This window comes from Alteromonas sp. MTD1, from assembly GCF_042848195.1.
Lineage (GTDB): Bacteria > Pseudomonadota > Gammaproteobacteria > Enterobacterales > Alteromonadaceae > Alteromonas.
In genome coordinates this window covers 110287-127990 of the sequence record NZ_BTGG01000010.1, presented here as the reverse complement: position 1 = coordinate 127990, position 17704 = coordinate 110287, and the positions used below count along the sequence as shown (strand labels likewise).

The following is a 17704-nucleotide window of genomic DNA, read 5'->3' as shown; positions in this document are numbered from 1 at the left end:
TTTAGATACTAATAATAAAGCATCTAAAGAGGGCTTTGTTATTCGTAACAAACGTTATTTTACGTTCGTACTCTCAAAGATTTTGTCTGCTGAGGCTGCTACAAAACCTTGATAGCGCTCGCCGTTTGGCATGTCATAGCGCTGTGCAAATTCATAAAAGCAGCTTGGGATAGACACGGTTTCATCGCTGAATACTACATCTGCGCGATCTGCCATTGTTGAAGACTGAGCAAGATATACGTCCGGACCGCCTTTAATTTCGCCGCCAGAAGTATTCAGTACGAACCCAGCCTCTTTCAACAGAAGGTTTACGTCGGTAAGTTCTGTAGTGCGCGTTAAATGGTTAACGCTTACTGTAAAGTGGTTAGCGCGAAAGCCCCATGCAGCCATCCATGCAGCATACTCAGACTCATTCAATAATGTGTCGTATTCTGCTTTGGTCACTTCCCAATGCTTACCCGAGTAAAGGAAGTTATCTGCTTCAACAACACTCGCTGGCATCTGACCTACCAATTTCTTGATAATGCGCTGTGCTTCATCGGACAGCTCATGCACGCGCAATTCGCTGATAAACACTTTTGGCTTGGTGTCGTCAGGGTGTTCAAAATGCTTAGCGGTTAGCTTTTTCGCTTCAAAGTCATAATCGCCTTTATCCTCATAACCAAGTGCAAGGAAATGAGCGGCAAGCTTGTCTAAGCGCGTTTTATCAAGAGCAAAAGTTCTAAAAGCGACGTGGTCGTTAACGATTTCATCTGTGTTCTCTTCTCCGGCTAGTAGCGCGTGAATCTTGTGCGCAGATGGAGTAATAGTCACGTAATCGTCCCACATGTTGCTAAACAACGTATCGATGTTGCTATGCATAAGGATAGGGTCCTTTCTGTCGTCTACTCTCTAATGGAGTAAATGGTAATTATGGGTAGGGTAGAGGTATGGCCAACAGCATTTGGCTTGTTGGCCACTGCTGTTTTACATTGTTAAGCCAGGGCTTAGCTTGCCTGGCATGGTAACTTTGTCTAGCTCAACCGAAGCAACCGGATAGGCACAGTAGTCGGCAGCATAAAAAGCACTTGCTCGGTGGTTACCACTGTCACCAACGCCACCAAATGGTGCTGCACTGCTCGCACCAGTAATAGGACGGTTCCAGTTAACAATACCTGCACGAATGCGCGCGAAGAAGTAACGGTAGTCTTCTTCGTTATCACCAAGCAAGCCGGCTGAAAGGCCAAAGCTTGTGTTGTTTGCTTCCGCAATGGCAGCGTCGAAGTCGGTATAACGAATCACTTTTAACAGCGGGCCAAAGTGCTCTTCATCAGGCAGTGAAGACAGCATCTCTGTTACATCGATGATCCCAGGTGTTGCAAAGCCTTTGCTTTCGTCTTTTTGTTCAAGTCGAACTAACACTTTACCGCCAAGGCTCTCAAGCTCCTGCTGTGCTTTAACCATTAGCGCAGCCGCATTACTTGAAATCATAGCACCCATAAACGGTTGCGCTTGTGCGTCGTAGTCGCCAACGCTAATGTTTTTAGTGACTTCAATAAGGCGTGCAAGAATAGCGTCGCCTTGGGCATCAGCAGGCAAGAACAAGCGACGTGCACATGTACAGCGCTGACCTGATGTAATGAAGGCTGATTGCACGATGTCGTGTACCGCAGCATCTACATCGGCTACATCTTTTACGATAAGTGGGTTATTACCGCCCATCTCAAGCGCTAAAATCTTACCAGGGTGGCCAGCAAATTGTTCGTGAAGTATCTTACCCGTGCGCGAACTACCAGTGAAAAACAGGCCGTCTATGTCGTTATGAGAAGCAAGCGCTTTACCTGTTTCCACTTCACCTTGCACTAGGTTTAATACACCTGCAGGCAGGCCAGCAGCGTCCCACAGTTTAACCATTTCTTGTGCAACCATTGGCGTTAGGTCGCTAGGTTTAAACACAACCGTATTGCCGGCAATAAGGGCAGGCACTATATGACCGTTAGGTAAGTGTCCAGGGAAGTTGTATGGACCAAATACCGCAACTACGCCGTGTGGCTTATGACGAATAAACGCTTTACCTACAGGCATTGGGTTTTCAACGTTACCGGTACGCTCAAAATACGCTTTTTCAGAAATACCGATTTTACCCATCATGGCGCCTACTTCCGTAGCCGTTTCCCATTCAGGCTTGCCTGTCTCTTTTGCCATTACTTTGGCAAGGTGCGCTTTCGCTTCTTCAAGCTTTGTACCGTAAACTTTAATAACGTCTAGGCGCTCTTCAACGGTTTTCATGCTCCATGCAGGCAACGCTTGGCGGGCTGCACTAATAGCATCATCAATTTGAGCTGGCGTTGCTGATTTGCCTTCCCAAATAATTTCGTTTTTTGCAGGGTCAATCGACTTCAGGTCGTGACCTTGTCCGGCAACCCATTCACCGTTTATAAAATGTGTATGTAGCATAGTGGGTGTCCTTTATTAGTCTCTGAACGTTACGGGTGCAAAGCGAACTTCGTCACCTTCTTTCACGTTAAGTGCTGCGGCTGCTTGGCGAGATAAAACCACAACGTTTTGTTCTTCGCTTACCGCAATTTCGGTAGCAACCGCGCGGAAATCGGATATCGACGTGTTGATAATATAATGCGTCTGACCTTGTGCAGCGGCGCTATCATCAATCACTACAGGCAATTTCAAGCTAGATTGCGCTGTTCGAATGTGGCTTAAGTTGGCTTCAACTGTCGGGCCTGCATCGAAAATATCTACGTACCCGCGACAAGAAAAGCCTTCTTCTTCAAGAAGTTGAAGTGCTGGACGGGTTTTCTCATGAACTTCGCCGATAACATCTTGCGCTTCTTTGCTAAGTAAATTTACGTAAATGGGATACTTTGGCATTAGCTCAGCAATAAACACCTTATTGCCAATACCGGTAAGGTAGTCGGCAGTAGGGAAGTCTAGCGAGAAGAAGTGCGTTTCTAGCCACTCCCAAAACGGCGAGCGACCTTCTTCATCACTCACACCGCGCATTTCGGCAATTACCGTTTCAGAGAAGCGCTCTCTGTGCTCCATCATAAACAAGAAGCGTACTTTCGATAAAAAGCGACCGTTAATACCACCGCGCGCTTGCTCGCGTAGAAACAGCGTACAAATTTCTGTCACGCCAGTGTAGTCGTTGCAGAAAGTTAGAATGTCTACCGTATTATGAATGTTTAGCTCGCGTGATGCGTGAACCACCTTGCTCAAGTGATAGTGATAGAACGCATCATCAATGCCAACCGCTGCTTCAATGCCTGTCGTGCCCACCACTTGACCCGTGGTGGTATCTTCCATTACGAACAAGTATGACTCATCGCCAGGCTCGGTTACGTTGTGTTTGTTAAACGCAGTTTCGGCACGATCAATTTTACGCTGAAGTAACTCGTCGTTAACGGGCAAAGACGTAAAGCCTATACCCGACTCGACAGCTATCTCTTTTAGCGCATTGTAATCGGCTTTTGTGATAGGGCGAATGATATTCATGAAGGCTACTCGTGTTGTAATTATTCGGCGTTTACAACGGCAGCTACGGCGCGTTCGAAACGTGCGAGACCTTCTTTGATGTCTTCGTCAGGAATAACCAACGACGGCGCAAAACGAATAACGTTCATACCTGCTACCAGACACATTAGATGCTCTTTAGTTGCCGCCATCATGAAGTCACGCGCACGACCTTGGTATTTTTCGTTTAGCGCACAGCCTAGCAGCATGCCCTGGCCGCGTACTTCTTCAAATACGTTGTACTTGTCGTTAATAGCACCAAGTAATTCACGGAAAAGCGCTTCTTTCTTAAGAACACCTTCCATTACTTCTGGTGTGTTTACAATATCAAACGCTTTTTCTGCCACTGCACAAGCTAAAGGGTTGCCGCCGTAAGTACTACCGTGAGTACCTGCTTTTAGGTGTGCGCCAATTTTCGCAGTAGTAAGCATTGCACCAATTGGGAAGCCACCGCCAAGCGATTTGGCTGTGGTTAGAATGTCAGGTGTTACGCCTAAACCCATGTAAGCATAAAGGTGACCAGTACGACCTACACCAGATTGAACTTCATCAAAAATAAGTACAGCATTGTGTTTATCACAAAGCTCGCGTACGCCTTTTACAAAGTCAACGTCAGGTGGAATGATGCCGCCTTCGCCTTGCAGTGGTTCCATCATTACCGCACAGGTTTTGTCAGAGATCATCGCTTCAAATGCCGCAAGGTCGTTGTAGTCACAGTGTGATACAGCGCCCGGCTTAGGACCGAAACCGTCAGAGTATGCAGCTTGACCGCCTACTGTTACGGTAAAGAATGTACGGCCGTGGAAACCTTTGTTAAAAGCAATGATTTCGTTTTTGTCTTCGCCATAGTGGTCAAGAGCAAAACGACGCGCTAGTTTAAGCGCCGCTTCGTTAGCTTCTGCGCCTGAGTTTGCAAAGTACACTTGGTCTGCAAATGTAGCGTCTGTAAGCTTCTTCGCAAGGCGAAGCGCAGGCTCGTTAGTGAATACGTTACTTAAGTGCCAAAGCTTGCTGCCTTGTTCGTTCAGAGCCTTAACTAGCTCAGGGTGACAATGACCTAATACGTTTACGGCAATACCGCCTGCAAAGTCGATGTACTCAGCACCATCTTGATCCCAAACGCGTGAACCTTCACCGCGAACAGGAACCATCGCTGCCGGGTTATAGTTGGGAACCATTACATCATCAAATGTAGCGCGAGTTACGTTCATCTTTGTTACCTCTGCGTTGGGCGCCATGCACATTATGTGTCTAGAGCCTGCTGAATTTTGCTGCATTTTTAGCAACCGCAAAACACAACAGAAACTGTTTGTGGCGCATAAAAACTAATCTAATTTGGAGCATAGTATGCCATTTTTTTTAACATTTGTCTTTAGTGTGAATGGCTACAGCCCTTTATTTATAAGGACTGTGGCTTAATTTGCAGTAAAAGTGAATAACTATTTACTGATTGGCTATAGCATTGTGGAATATTGAGCAAACGTAGGTGCGAAAGGGGGTAAAGACAGAATGTGGCGCATAATGAACGCCACGGTGCTGCGCCAAATTTGGCTAAAAAGGTAACAGCGAAACGAATAATGAGTGCATGAATATCCAATATTTTTTTTAATGTTTTTCCTCGTGTTTAGTCAAAGGAAGCGTAAAAATATCAATAGATTTCAGCTTTTCGAGCGCACCTGCTGGGTACTTCTGCTCAGCAATAAGTGGCTTAACTTCATGCAGTTCTACTAGCTTAAGCTGGTGGAGCATACGAATTTGCGTGTAAATTCTTGCTTGGTTTAATACTTTGCCTAACGAGTTAGGCGCTGCCGGCGCGTTCATTGCGCATGTTTGTATAGGTTCATTTAAACGCAATCGTGTAAACTGCATGTGTTCAATAACATCAGCAGATACTTTGTCTGCAAATTCCTGCTGCAAAGCAATAAGGTGGTTTGCCGACGGTGTTATCTTTAACAGTGCTTCATGCCGTTTTTGCTCTTTCTCTTTTTGACATTCTTGTAATAGATGCAGCTGCACTTTATCAAAAAGCTTAAAGTAAAGGCGTGTTACAGCGCAGCGCCCCAAATTGCTTAGCATGCCCAGTGTATAGGCTTCGCTTTTATGTAACCCGGCTAATTCTCCAATGTGCTTCGCGGTAAGTGCTACGCCCATCGAATAGGGCATAAGCTTTTGTTTAATCAATGGGTATGGATCGGTAATTTGTGGTATCGCACGTTTTATTACCACCCATGGAATGATTAAACGAAGGTTTTCTATGCCCAAAAAGCTTAATGCCGTTCGAAGCGTTTCAACAACGATAATGCGTCCACGTGAATCTTTTCTTCTAAAGCGTGGGGTATTTACTAGCGCAATGAGTTCGTCATAAAGCCATGGCATAGTAGCAGCAATAGGCTCTAGTTTTGAAATTGAGGCAGCGCGCACTGAAAGTGCATCTAATAACGCGCCCATGTTTTCAGGTAAATTAAGAAGCTGAGAGTATACGTCGTTGGTTTGGCTTAAATATGCTGTCATTTCTGCAAGCAGTAACTCATGCAGCTGGTGGTTAACCATCTCAATATAAGAAGCTTCAGTTTTTTCTTGTAGCCTTTTGTTTTCAATGGCGATGCGCTCAACGTTGAGTAGTTTCCGTCTTGCGTCCCCTTGCTCTGATTGATCAAAGGTTACCTCGCCCGCGCGTTTACGCCCAAGCATATGCATCACACGTTCAGGTGAGATAAGTAGGTTTTCAAATCTATCATCAAGTGTAGGCGGTGTTGATTCGCCAATTGGCATAGTAAAAATGCTCCTGCTTATGACTCTTTTATAAGCGGTAATATTGCCATACATAGAGGTGCCTCTAGCCCGATGAACTGGTGATAACATCTATGTTTCCGCACGCTTTACGCATTTTACTTCTAAAAAGTAAACGAAAACATGATGAATTGCGAATATGTTATCGGCGTAAGCGTAGATTACTTAAGGCGTGCAGTAGCCTTTGATTCTTGTAAAAAAGCGTTAAGAACGTCATGCCCGTGTTCAGTAAGCAAAGACTCTGGGTGATATTGAACGCCCCAAATCGGAAAGTCGTTATGCGAAATAGCCATTATTTCTTTTTCGCCATCCTGTGTTTCACACCAAGCGTCAACGCTTAAACATTGCGGCATTGAATGAGGTGCCAGCACGAGAGAGTGATAGCGAGTAACGTTGAACGTTGATGGAAGATGGGTAAACAAGCCCGTATTGTTGTGTGTAAGCAGTGACACTTTACCGTGCTTTATTTCCTGCGCACCTACAACGGTAGCTCCGAATACTTGCCCTATAGCTTGATGTCCCAAACATACGCCCATAATAGGGATAATACCGGCAAAATGTTTGATAGCCTTTAAGCTAATGCCGGCTTCATTTGGCGTGCAAGGGCCTGGTGATATGACTAAATGAGAAGGCGCAAGACGCGCTATGTCGTCTAGCGATACTGCGTTGTTACGCACAACTTCGACATGAATACCAAGCTCTGTGAAATACCGTGCAAGGTTATGAGTAAAAGAATCGAAATTATCAATCAGCAGCAACACGTTTACACTTTGCCTCGGTACGCTTTCTTCATTTGAAGTGACTAACTAGTTGAAGGTTGCTGGGCTCCTACTACAGGTGCCCAGCAATCATTTTTGATTATGGCTTTGCAATGAAACCTACAGCGTCGTAGACACGTTTCAGTGTTTGTGCTGCACGCGCTGATGCTTTCTCTGCCCCTTGACGCATAACATCGTCAAGATAGCTACGGTCGGCGCGAATTTCTGCGTAACGCTGTTGAATTGGTTCAAGCAATGCTACCACTGCTTCTGCAACGTCACCTTTAAGGTGGCCGTACATCTTATCTATGTACTCAGGCTCTAACTCTTTAACTGACTTACCAGTTGAAAGCGACAGAAGCGTTAACAGGTTAGAAACGCCTGGTTTCTCTGCTGGGTTGTAATAGATATTGGCTTGCTCGTCTGAATCAGTCATAGCGCGTTTAATCTTTTTAGTAAGCTTTTTAGGCTCTTCTAATAAACCAATAAAGTTATTTGGATTGGTGTCAGACTTCGACATTTTCTTTTCAGGCTCTTGCAGACTCATGATGCGCGCGCCAAAGTCTGGGATATATGGCTCAGGTAGACGGAAAACATCGCCGTATAAATTATTAACGCGAGTAGCGATATCACGGGTAAGTTCTAAGTGCTGCTTTTGGTCTTCACCTACTGGCACCTTATCGGCTTGATACAACAAAATGTCAGCGGCCTGTAAAACAGGGTAGCTATAAAGGCCTACGTTAATGTTGTTTTCGTTTTTCGCCGACTTGTCTTTAAACTGTGTCATGCGGTTCAGTTCGCCCATTTGCGCATAACAGTTAAGCACCCACGATAGTTGAGCATGCTCAGGTACATGAGACTGCATAAACAGTGTGCTTTTTTGAGGGTCGATGCCGCAGGCAAGATAAAGAGCAAGACCGTCAAGGCACGCTTCAGCCAGCGCTTTAGGGTCTTGACGTACAGTTATTGCGTGCAAGTCCACAATCATGAAATGACAGTCGTGGTCTTCTTGCATGGCAACCCATTGTTTAAGGGCACCCATATAATTGCCAAGGGTTAGCTGACCAGAAGGTTGGCAGCCACTTAATACAACGGGTTTGTTACTCATTAGTTTGTACCTGTAATACGAATAATTAAATTAAGCTTGAGAGAGTGAAGATAGCTCATCACGCATTTGATCAATAACGTTACGATAATCGTCTTTTGAGAAAATGGCTGAACCTGCAACGAACATGTCGGCGCCAGCATCGGCTATTTCGCGAATGTTATCTACTTTAACACCGCCGTCAATCTCTATTCTAATGTCATAGCCACTTTCAAGAACACGCTGTTTCACCGCGCGTACTTTGTCCAGCGTGCTTGGTATGAACTTCTGACCACCAAAGCCAGGGTTTACCGACATAATCAAAATGTGATGAAGTTTATCCATAACATGGTCAAGATAATGAAGTGGCGTTGCAGGGTTAAATACCAACCCTGGCTTACAGCCAGCATCAATAATTAGTTGAAGCGAGCGGTCGATATGATCAGATGCTTCAGGGTGAAAGCTAATGTAGCTTGCCCCTGCCTCTGCGAATTTCTCAATCATGTCATCCACGGGTTTAACCATCAAATGTACGTCGATAGGTGCTGTAATACCGTATTTGCGAAGTGCCTCACAGATCATCGGTCCAAATGTTAAATTTGGCACATAATGGTTGTCCATTACATCGAAATGCACCACATCCGCACCTGCATTGAGTACTTTTTCTACGTCCTCACCCAGCCTCGCAAAGTCGGCTGAAAGTATAGAGGGTGCGATTAAATAGGGTTTCATGGCACTTCCTTAAAGTAAAAAACGACGGGGTTATTACCACTTATATTCTGCGTATTTGAAAGTTTACCCAAATACGTTCTGCAATGCCATGCAATGCCACGTAAACGTGTGTTAACCACATGACAGGTTGGACACTTTATGTTCACTAAAACGTTCTGATGCATTGCCCAATTATGGGGAGGGTGCGTTAACTTGGTGCATTTTTATGCACTCATATTGCATGTCTATTTTTCGTGGCGTGATGGTGGCGCTTGTAAAGTCTATATATAACAGTGTTTTAGCTCCAACTTTTGTCAATTTTTACAGTTGGCATAAATGGGCACCAACTTTGCGTTAATCAGTTCAAAAATAAAAGACAGACAGAAAAACTAATTACAACAAGTTTGATTTTTGACTGGAGAACACACATGAAAACATCTACAAAAAAAACACTACTTGCCGCTGCTATCTCTTCAGCGTGTCTATTCACTGCAATGCCAAGCTATGCTGAATTCACGGCTAATGCTGGTGTAAGCAGTAACTATATTTGGCGTGGTCTTACGCAAACAGAAAACGAAGCTGCTGTACAAGGTGGTATCGACTATTCTCACGAAGGCGGCTTCTACGCAGGTACATGGGCATCGAACGTAAACTACGGTGCAGGTGACGTTTACTCATACGAGCACGACATGTATTTCGGCTTCGCAGCTGAGTCTGGCGATATTTCTTACGATGTTGGTTATCTATACTACAACTACGATGATGAAGCGAACTTCGACTTTGCTGAAATCTACGGCACTGTTGGCATGGGTGGCTTTAGCTTGTCTTTATACGTGCTAGCACACACAGAAGCTGACGAAGGCCTAGGTCAAGACTTTGGTTTTGGTAAAGCAACTTACACCTCTGTTGATTACACTACAGAAGTACTAAACGGTACTGAGCTAGGTTTTCACGTAGGCTATCACCAAGGTGATTTCGCAGAAGCGTTCAACGGTGTTGAAGGTTATGTAGATTATGGTATTTCAATTGCAAAAGACGGTTTTAGTTTCGCAATTACAGGTACTGACTTAGACGATGCTGGCGATGACGATGCGTTCGATAACGATGCAGTGAAATTCACTGTGGGTTATTCAATGGATTTCGCTCTATAACAGCGCGGCTGATATACCGCAGTTCAAACCTAATTGTCTGAATTTAAAGCCCAATGTAAATCATTGGGCTTTTCTATTTTGAAAAATAATAAACAAAATCGGTTTTTCGAAATATTTGTCTTGTTCGCCAAGTTGATTTGATTATAATGAGTCTAAATTTTAAACACAGGAAGGAGTATTCAGGATGAAGATTCTACCTTTTTTCGCAGTAAGCGGTGCGGTAGCGCTATTGAGTATTGCGGCGACATTTACGCCGGAAACGCGCTCGTCTGTATGCGAATATCAGCCTGTAACAGAATTTAACCCCAAACTACCCGCAAGCCACGTGCAAAATCAGTGTGCGCGCCATCTAGACGGCGTTGAGGAAGTAAGCTGGCTTTCATGGATAGCGGGAAAGTCGTCATCTTTCCAATTCCACTTCTTAGATTTGCTAGAACTCTTGCATAATGACGACAGTGGTCTAGATTTCTCCGCCTCGCCAAACGAAAGATAAAAACGACTATGCAATCGGGCACCGGTTTTTGGTCGGTTCTTGGCAGCGTACTTGCTAGCTTTTTTGGTGTGCAAAGTCACAAAAACTATCAACGGGATTTCACTAAGGGCACGTTTATTAGCTTTGTAGTGTTCGGCGTTGCCCTTGTTGCACTGTTTGTGTTTGCGCTTTTCGCATTTGTTAAATGGTATGTTGGCGTGAGTTGACAGTGATTATCTAGAGCGTGTTGAACTATGGTGCAAAAACGTACCGTAAAGGTCATGCTGCTCTAGTATTAATCAACAACAATGCTTTTATAGTCATCAATGGTATTAACGTTAGAGAAAAAGTGCGAGTTGCTAACAGGCAATTCTTCGTGCTCAAGCTGCGCTATAAGTGAACGTATCGATAAATTGTCTTTTTTCTCTAATATGTTTGAAAGAATGTGCCTTACCTTTTCTGTGTTAGCGAGAAAAAGCGGTAAGGGAAAGCGTTCATAATATACTGCTTCAACTGCATGTTGGTTATGTGTTACCAATGGCGCTAGCAGTTCTCTAGTAACCAAAGGCATATCTACTGGCATGATAAGAAGGCTGTTACTTGTCTGTTGTAAGGCGGCATGAATGCCAGATAACGGGCCGCAGTTAGGGTAAATGTCGGGAACCCCCGCTTTTTTATTTGCCGATATAATAATGTCACTTGCCCCTGCTTCAATAAGTAGGCGTTTGCAGTGGTGCAAGAATGAGTTTCCTTTGAACAAAAGTGCTGACTTGTCTTGCCCCATTCTGCTGGACTTGCCGCCAGCTAAAATTACACCAGTAAATGTGTTCAAGTTGCACTCTCCAACGCTGCTACTTTTGCGCGTGAATTATTGTTGTAGTGCTAGTTTGCTACCTTTATTAGCGGAACATGACCTAGCGTGTTGTTTGGCGTGCTGCGTTTCCGTTTCTTTTTCAAAGGCACTTTTGTGGGTGGAAAATACGCTAATATTTCGTCAGCCGGCTGTCGCTTTGCACCGTTTTGACTTATCGAGCGTTTAACCGACAACATGCTAAAGTCTGCACCTTGATATAGCGCGCGAGTAAACGGTAAATCATGATTAGAAATAAGCACTGGAATACCGCGCTTCTTAGAGGCTCTTGTGGCTAACTCGGCTAATTTTTCTTGAGAGTCTTGCCCAAAGCTTCGCGCAGCATAGCTGGTAAACGCCGCGGTTTTACTAATTGGTGCATAAGGCGGATCGCAATATATAACGTTCCCTTTTCGTGCGCGGGTAAATACCTTTTCAAAAGGCAGGCAGGTAAACGTCGCTTTCTGTGATTTTTCCGAAAAAAAGAACATTTCTTCTTCCGGGAAATACGGTTTCTTGTATCGACCAAAAGGTACGTTAAAGCGGCCTTGAAGACTATAACGGCATAAACCGTTGTAGCCATGCCTATTCAAATACAAAAACAGAATAGCCCGATAGTACTCATCTTCAGTAGCGTTAAACTCTTCACGCAACGCATAATAAGTATTTTCATTGTTACGACTGCCACTAAAGAATTCTCGGGCATCGTTAATAATTGCGTCTGGCTGAGCTTTCAGAAAGTTATAAAGATTGATTAAATCTGGGTTGATATCGTTAAGTAGGTAACGTTTGTACTGCGTATTCAAAAACACAGAGCCGGCACCAACAAACGGTTCAATAAGTTTGTTAGCTTGCGGTAATCTGGCCTGAATATGCTCTACTAAGCTGTATTTGCCACCGGCCCATTTTAAAAAAGCCCGGTTTTTCTTCTGCATCATGCTAAAACGTTACTACCTAAACGGAATGAAGACGGTGGTTATTCCTAACGTCGCCATTCTAGGCATTGCTGGGGAAGGGTTGTCATTGTGACATCACCACGCTAAACAGTGATTGTAACTTTCATCGTTAACAGCGACAACCAGCAAGTGCGTAGTAATACTAAATCGGCAAGACGATTGCCCATCTTGCGAGCATTCCTTGAGGGGAGCTTTAGAAAGTAGTTATTGGGAAAGTGCTATTTCAGAGAGTATTTGCGAACCGCTTTTTACAAACGCATTGTTTTTACCCGGGTAACTAGGAAGACTTGCTTGGGCGGTACGCGCCGCGTCCAAAGTAGGGTAGGTTTGATTTGCTACTACAACGTACCAATCTCCACCATATCGCTGTGTTTTGTACGTTCTCGATACTGCGTTTAAACCATTTTCTTCAAGGAAATCGTTGAGCACCGCCACATCTTTCATTGCTAACATTTGAATAGCGAACTCGTTTGCGCTAATCCAGAAACCTTCCACCTGTTGTGTTGCTTCTTCAGCGGTTTGTGCGGCACTAGTGGCTATTGTTGTATCAGACTGACTGTCGATTTCATCGTTAGGCGCATTGGTAGTGTTATCACCTGTGCTTGAAATAGCCTGAACGGAAGAAACGTTAGTCGTGCTATTCTCTAAATTCGAAATAGCCTCTTTCCAATCTGTTACAAGCGTAGCTGAATCATCTTTAGGGATGTTTGTTGCGGCATCACTTGGGCCTTGTGCCACAATGTCACCAGACTCTTTGTTTTCTTTTGTGTTTTCGGGGGCGCTTTCGTTGCCCGTGGTGTCTGTTGTAAGGGGCTCCACTACCGCAGGTTCATCGGTATCAGCAGGCTGCGATGCATCTGCTTCATCAAGCAGGTTCTTATACGCTGAACCAGGCACTGCCTGTGGAGTGTCTGCGATATCTGCGTCGCTATTAATCGGCGTGAACAGTGAGGCTAGTTTATCGCCGTACTGCCAGTAGACTAAACCCGAAAACGTTACCAAAAACACCGCTAAAATACTGATATAGAGCCACTTTGATTTTAATGGGTTTGAAAAGGTAATGGCGTTTTCTTGCTGCCTATTATCCAAGTGCGCTTGAAATGCCTCACGACGAGACGCAATCATTTTATCTAAATCTGATTCAAAGCGCGGCTGTTCACTCATTACTGACTGACTGCTAATGATAAGTGGCATTTCGGTATTTTTGGCAGGTAGCCATTGCTTGGCCTTTTCAGCCCATGCACTGTTGGCAAAAAGTAAAACATTAAGGTGTTGTTTGTTGCCTGCAAATCGGCTTTGTAGCACTAAGTCCCACAGCTCTTGGAGCAGTTTGTCTGGCAGGTGTTGTGCTTGAGTAATAGCAATAAGAATAGGACCATTATGGCCATTTAAGTCAGACAATAACTCGTTAAGGGGGCGAACGAAACTGCCCACTACTTGGCCAAGTAGTTGGCGGCATAGCTGACGACGATAGTCCGAAATATCCATATTATCTTGCGCTGTTAGGTACGCAATTTCGGTGTCGTCGTGCTGCTGAAACACAAAGGCTTCCAACGTTTTTTGTTGCTCAGCAATAGACTCACCGCTAACAAAAATTAGCTGTGATGAGTAATTTACTAAGTATTCCAAACGTTCATGCAGTTCGCTGTGCACGTGGGTTTGCCTCTGTTTTTATTTGCTCATATATACGCGTATCGCACCGCTTTACGCCGTTTTAAATAGTATAGTGATATCACCAATACGCGTATGACCAAAGGCAGTTAGTTAAGTAGGCTGGATAAAATATCGTCAGTAACGTCTTTTGTCACTACAGCTTTGCCGATACCTTGTGGTAGTACAAACCGAATACTGCCTGCCTCAACTTTTTTATCTCGCTTCATGTGTTTCACGTAGTCTGCTTTATCCATCGTTGATGGTCCTTCAACAGGCAACGAGAACGCTTCAAAAAGTGACACCACGCGACGGGTTTGTGACGCGTCGAACCAAGATAATGCCTCAGCTGCTTTACAAGCAATAACAGTACCAGCCGCTACTGCTTCGCCATGCAGCCAGTTACCATAGCCTTGTTCCGCTTCTATGGCATGACCAAAAGTATGGCCTAAGTTAAGTATGGCGCGCAATCCGCCTTCTCGCTCGTCTTGTGCAACTACATCGGCTTTAATTTCGCAGCAGCGAAATATGGCTTGGCTTAGTGTGTCCGTATCTAGTGAAGTAAGTTGTTCAACATGTTGCTCTAACCAAGTGAAAAGCGGCGCGTCGTAAATAATGCCGTATTTAATGACTTCGGCCATGCCCGCTGCAAATTCTCTCGCTGGAAGCGTTGAAAGTGAGTCAGTATCGATGGCAACCAAAACGGGCTGATAAAACGCGCCAATCATGTTTTTGCCAAGCGGATGGTTAACCGCTGTTTTACCGCCTACCGATGAGTCTACTTGCGATAGAAGTGTGGTGGGTACTTGAATGAAAGGTACGCCGCGCTGATAGGTTGCGGCAACAAAACCGGTTAAATCGCCAATAACGCCACCACCAAGGGCAATGAGTGTAGTGTCTCGTGCCGCATTGAGCTCAAGCAAGCGTGTCATTACCACTTCAAACTGCGCAAGGTTTTTATGTTGCTCGCCATCAGGCAGCACAATGGTCTCAACGTTCACATCGCCACACGCAGCAATGACTTTTTCCAAGTAAAGTGGCGCAACAGTTTCGTTGGTTACAATAACGGCTAACGGGCCTTTTATATAGGCACTAAAAAAGCCGGATTGCGATAACAACCCAGCCTCTATATGTATGGGGTAACTACGTTCTCCAAGTTCCACAGTTAAGGTTGACATTGGCGTAGTACCTCCTAATTACATGTTATTTTTTATAGACCAATTTTGCTAATGATTTGGTTAGCTACAGCGCGCGCTGATTGGTCGTCTGTGTCAACGATGTAATCAGCCACTTCTTCGTAAAGTGGATTACGCATTTCAGCTAACTCGCGAAGTACCTTCTCAGGATCTTCATTTTGAAGTAAAGGACGACGTTTATCGCGTTGTGTACGAGCAACTTGCTTATCGATAGTTGTTTGTAAGTAAACAACTATACCGCGGGCAGATAAACGATTGCGCACGGCTTTAGTTACGATAGAACCACCGCCAGTGGCAAGTACAATACCTTGCTTATCGGTCAAGTCGTTAATGACGTTCTCTTCGCGTTTGCGGAAGCCGTCTTCGCCCTCTAGATCGAAGATCCAAGCAATGTCTGCACCGGTACGGCGTTCAATTTCTTGGTCAGAATCAAAGAATTCAAGGTGAAGTTCGTCTGCTAGATGTCTACCGATTGTACTTTTGCCAGCACCCATTGGGCCAACTAAAAAGATATTACGTTTTTCAGCCATATTTGCTTATATCACAACTTAATCATGTTAGGGGCAGCGCACTGTTGCCTTACCAGCCTACCCATTGACTCGTGCCTATTTAGTGTCCAATAAGCACTACTCCTTTAACCTCGCTTAAATTTCGAGAGCGCGATTATCTCAGCTTCGGGTTACACGATGCAAGTTTTGTTACCAACAAATAGCAGGAACTTGTAAATAAACTGCCAAAAAAGTGGTCAAAACGAAAAAGCGCGCCTGAAAAAGCGCGCTTTCAACTAAACTTTGCGTTCACATCGTTACGGTCGCTCTGTCACAATCTTTGGTGTTACAAAGATAAGCAGCTCACGTTTTTGTTGTAACTGAGAGGTATTTCTAAATAATGCGCCTACCAAAGGAAGGTCGCCAAACAGTGGTACTTTCGTTACACCATCCTGACTGGTTTGTTGAAAGATGCCGCCAAGCACTATAGTTTCACCGTTTTCAACCAGCACTTGTGTTTTGATTTCTTGCGTATCAATGGCAATTGCATCGCCGGTAGACGTAGATACTGTTTCGCCCCGAGTGTCTTGAGTTACAACGAGATCAAGAATAATGCGGTTGTCCGGGGTGATATGGGGTGTCACCTTCAAAGACAGCACGGCTTTTTTGAATTCCACCGACGTTGCCCCACTCGATGTTGCCTCTACATAAGGAATCTCTGTACCTTGTTCGATGTACGCTTCGTGCTGATTGGCAACCGTAATACGCGGGCTGGCAATAATTTCGCCTTTGTTTTCAGACTCAAGGGCTGATAATTCTAGGTCTAAAATGGTGCCATCTACCAAACTAGCAATTTGGAAACCAATGCTGCCTGCTGCTGTAGTCACCGGTAGGTTAACGTTGAGTCTGTCGTTAATAGATGGGACAACGCCGCCAGCAATTGTGTCCGCTCCCTCTATAGAACCCGATACACCGTCATCGCCTTGTCTGTCGCTAAAGCCCCAGCGTACACCAAGCTGTTCATCCACGTTGTCTAAAACCGTAACCATACGGCTTTCAATAAGAACCTGCTTAACCGGAATATCTAGGGCATCAATGGTTTTTCTTGCTTCATCAATAGAGGCCAGCGTATCGCGAATGAGAAGTGTATTGGTACGTTCGTCAACCGTTACGCCACCGCGCTCTGAAAGGATACCGCCCTCAGATGATTTTAAAATTAATGCTAACGCAGCTGCTTTTGCATAATTTACTGGAATGTTTACCGTGTGAAGTGGCGCTAAGTCAGACACTTGCTTTTTAGACTGAAGTGCCTGTGTTTCCCTTGCAGAAAGCTCTTCTGCGGGGGCGATAAGAAGTATGTTGCCTTCCAAACGTTTATCTAAACCTTTAACGCGTAAAATCATATCTAGCGCTTGATCCCACGGCACACCTGACAAGCTAATAGTAACGTTGCCCGACACAGTGTCGGTGGTCACCAGATTAAAGCCATTAACTTGCGCAATAATTTGTAGAACCTGTCGCACTGGAACATCTTGAAAGTCAAGTGAGATAGGGTCGCCATTATATTTGCTTTCAGACGCTAGTGCTTCCTCTTGCTCTTCGTCCATAGGTGACACTTCAATGCGCAAAACGTCATCAACAACGCTGTTTTGAACAACAACATTGCCGCTGTAATTCACTTCAATGCGTGCGCTGTTGTCTTCTTCAAAGGTTTCAACAGTAGATACCACTGTGCCAAATTCACTGACATTAAGCTCAATAAGTTGATCGTCGCCAAGTGCAGTTGCTGAAAGCGTTACCGACACTTTTCCTTGCGACTCAATAAGCTGTAGCTTTGGTGTAGTGCCTTTGAATGTGACTAAAGTAACGGCTGCGTTATTGGCACCTCGTGTAAAGTCAACATTGGTTACCGTGGTAGCTGTCTTTGCCTTGTTAGCGCTTGCCTGTGGATCAACCAAGATCGGCTCTTGTGCTTTTACGGGTGCAACAAGTAACGTTAACGAGAATAAAGCAGCAATCGCAAAGGCGAGCCAGTACCATCGTGGCGCTCTGCGGTTAAGAGATTTATTGAATATGTATCGCTCGGCCATT

The 17704-nt window shown here is 44.7% G+C and carries 17 protein-coding genes; 3 read left to right on the top strand and 14 right to left on the bottom strand.

What is annotated here, in order from left to right; all coding sequences use genetic code 11:
* Positions 1-54 precede the first annotated feature (54 nt).
* From ACGHAV_RS14625 to rpe, 8 genes are all read right to left on the bottom strand, one after another.
* Complete coding sequence (locus ACGHAV_RS14625) at positions 55-861, bottom strand: DUF1338 domain-containing protein (protein WP_390382198.1); 807 nt, start codon at positions 859-861, stop codon at positions 55-57.
* A 105-nt stretch (positions 862-966) separates the two neighbouring features.
* On the bottom strand, positions 967-2436 hold the full coding sequence (astD, locus tag ACGHAV_RS14620; protein WP_390382195.1) for a succinylglutamate-semialdehyde dehydrogenase: 1470 nt from the start codon (positions 2434-2436) through the stop codon (positions 967-969).
* 15 nt (positions 2437-2451) lie between these two features.
* A complete protein-coding gene (astA, locus tag ACGHAV_RS14615) occupies positions 2452-3489 on the bottom strand; it encodes an arginine N-succinyltransferase (RefSeq protein WP_390382192.1) in 1038 nt (345 codons plus the stop codon).
* 20 nt (positions 3490-3509) lie between these two features.
* The gene (locus ACGHAV_RS14610; protein WP_334015681.1) at positions 3510-4718 is read right to left on the bottom strand and encodes an aspartate aminotransferase family protein; all 1209 of its coding nucleotides are present in this window, start codon (positions 4716-4718) and stop codon (positions 3510-3512) included.
* A gap of 394 nt (positions 4719-5112) precedes the next feature.
* Positions 5113-6279 carry an HDOD domain-containing protein gene (locus ACGHAV_RS14605; protein WP_390382189.1) on the bottom strand — a complete coding sequence of 389 codons (1167 nt, stop codon included), beginning with the start codon at positions 6277-6279 and terminating at the stop codon, positions 5113-5115.
* A gap of 179 nt (positions 6280-6458) precedes the next feature.
* A complete protein-coding gene (locus tag ACGHAV_RS14600) occupies positions 6459-7058 on the bottom strand; it encodes an anthranilate synthase component II (RefSeq protein WP_390382186.1) in 600 nt (199 codons plus the stop codon).
* Positions 7059-7155: 97 nt separating this feature from the next.
* Positions 7156-8163 (bottom strand): tryptophan--tRNA ligase, encoded by a 1008-nt coding sequence (gene trpS, locus ACGHAV_RS14595; RefSeq protein ID WP_390382183.1) that lies wholly within the window; start codon positions 8161-8163, stop codon positions 7156-7158.
* Positions 8164-8193: 30 nt separating this feature from the next.
* The gene (gene rpe, locus ACGHAV_RS14590) at positions 8194-8871 is read right to left on the bottom strand and encodes a ribulose-phosphate 3-epimerase (RefSeq protein WP_390382180.1); all 678 of its coding nucleotides are present in this window, start codon (positions 8869-8871) and stop codon (positions 8194-8196) included.
* Positions 8872-9278: 407 nt separating this feature from the next.
* Between rpe and ACGHAV_RS14585 the strand changes: the two genes are divergently transcribed.
* The 3 genes from ACGHAV_RS14585 to ACGHAV_RS14575 all read left to right on the top strand — a co-directional run bounded on the left by ACGHAV_RS14585 (position 9279) and on the right by ACGHAV_RS14575 (position 10700).
* Positions 9279-10001 (top strand): TorF family putative porin, encoded by a 723-nt coding sequence (locus tag ACGHAV_RS14585; protein WP_390382177.1) that lies wholly within the window; start codon positions 9279-9281, stop codon positions 9999-10001.
* A 184-nt stretch (positions 10002-10185) separates the two neighbouring features.
* Positions 10186-10494 carry a hypothetical protein gene (locus ACGHAV_RS14580; RefSeq protein ID WP_334015556.1) on the top strand — a complete coding sequence of 103 codons (309 nt, stop codon included), beginning with the start codon at positions 10186-10188 and terminating at the stop codon, positions 10492-10494.
* 8 nt (positions 10495-10502) lie between these two features.
* A complete protein-coding gene (locus ACGHAV_RS14575; RefSeq protein ID WP_390382173.1) occupies positions 10503-10700 on the top strand; it encodes a DUF2970 domain-containing protein in 198 nt (65 codons plus the stop codon).
* A 68-nt stretch (positions 10701-10768) separates the two neighbouring features.
* Here ACGHAV_RS14575 and ACGHAV_RS14570 read toward each other — a convergent pair whose 3' ends face one another.
* The 6 genes from ACGHAV_RS14570 to ACGHAV_RS14545 form a co-directional block, all read right to left on the bottom strand.
* A complete protein-coding gene (locus ACGHAV_RS14570) occupies positions 10769-11305 on the bottom strand; it encodes a molybdenum cofactor guanylyltransferase (protein WP_390382170.1) in 537 nt (178 codons plus the stop codon).
* A 50-nt stretch (positions 11306-11355) separates the two neighbouring features.
* Positions 11356-12261 carry a Dam family site-specific DNA-(adenine-N6)-methyltransferase gene (locus ACGHAV_RS14565; RefSeq protein ID WP_390382167.1) on the bottom strand — a complete coding sequence of 302 codons (906 nt, stop codon included), beginning with the start codon at positions 12259-12261 and terminating at the stop codon, positions 11356-11358.
* 222 nt (positions 12262-12483) lie between these two features.
* Positions 12484-13932, bottom strand: coding sequence for an SPOR domain-containing protein (locus ACGHAV_RS14560; RefSeq protein ID WP_390382164.1), 1449 nt, complete (start codon positions 13930-13932; stop codon positions 12484-12486).
* A 107-nt stretch (positions 13933-14039) separates the two neighbouring features.
* Positions 14040-15107, bottom strand: a complete 1068-nt coding sequence (gene aroB, locus ACGHAV_RS14555) for a 3-dehydroquinate synthase (protein ID WP_390382161.1) — start codon at positions 15105-15107, stop codon at positions 14040-14042.
* A gap of 32 nt (positions 15108-15139) precedes the next feature.
* Positions 15140-15655 carry a shikimate kinase AroK gene (aroK, locus tag ACGHAV_RS14550; protein ID WP_334015563.1) on the bottom strand — a complete coding sequence of 172 codons (516 nt, stop codon included), beginning with the start codon at positions 15653-15655 and terminating at the stop codon, positions 15140-15142.
* A gap of 275 nt (positions 15656-15930) precedes the next feature.
* Positions 15931-17703, bottom strand: a complete 1773-nt coding sequence (locus ACGHAV_RS14545) for a type IV pilus secretin PilQ (RefSeq protein WP_390382158.1) — start codon at positions 17701-17703, stop codon at positions 15931-15933.
* Position 17704: the final 1 nt, after the last annotated feature.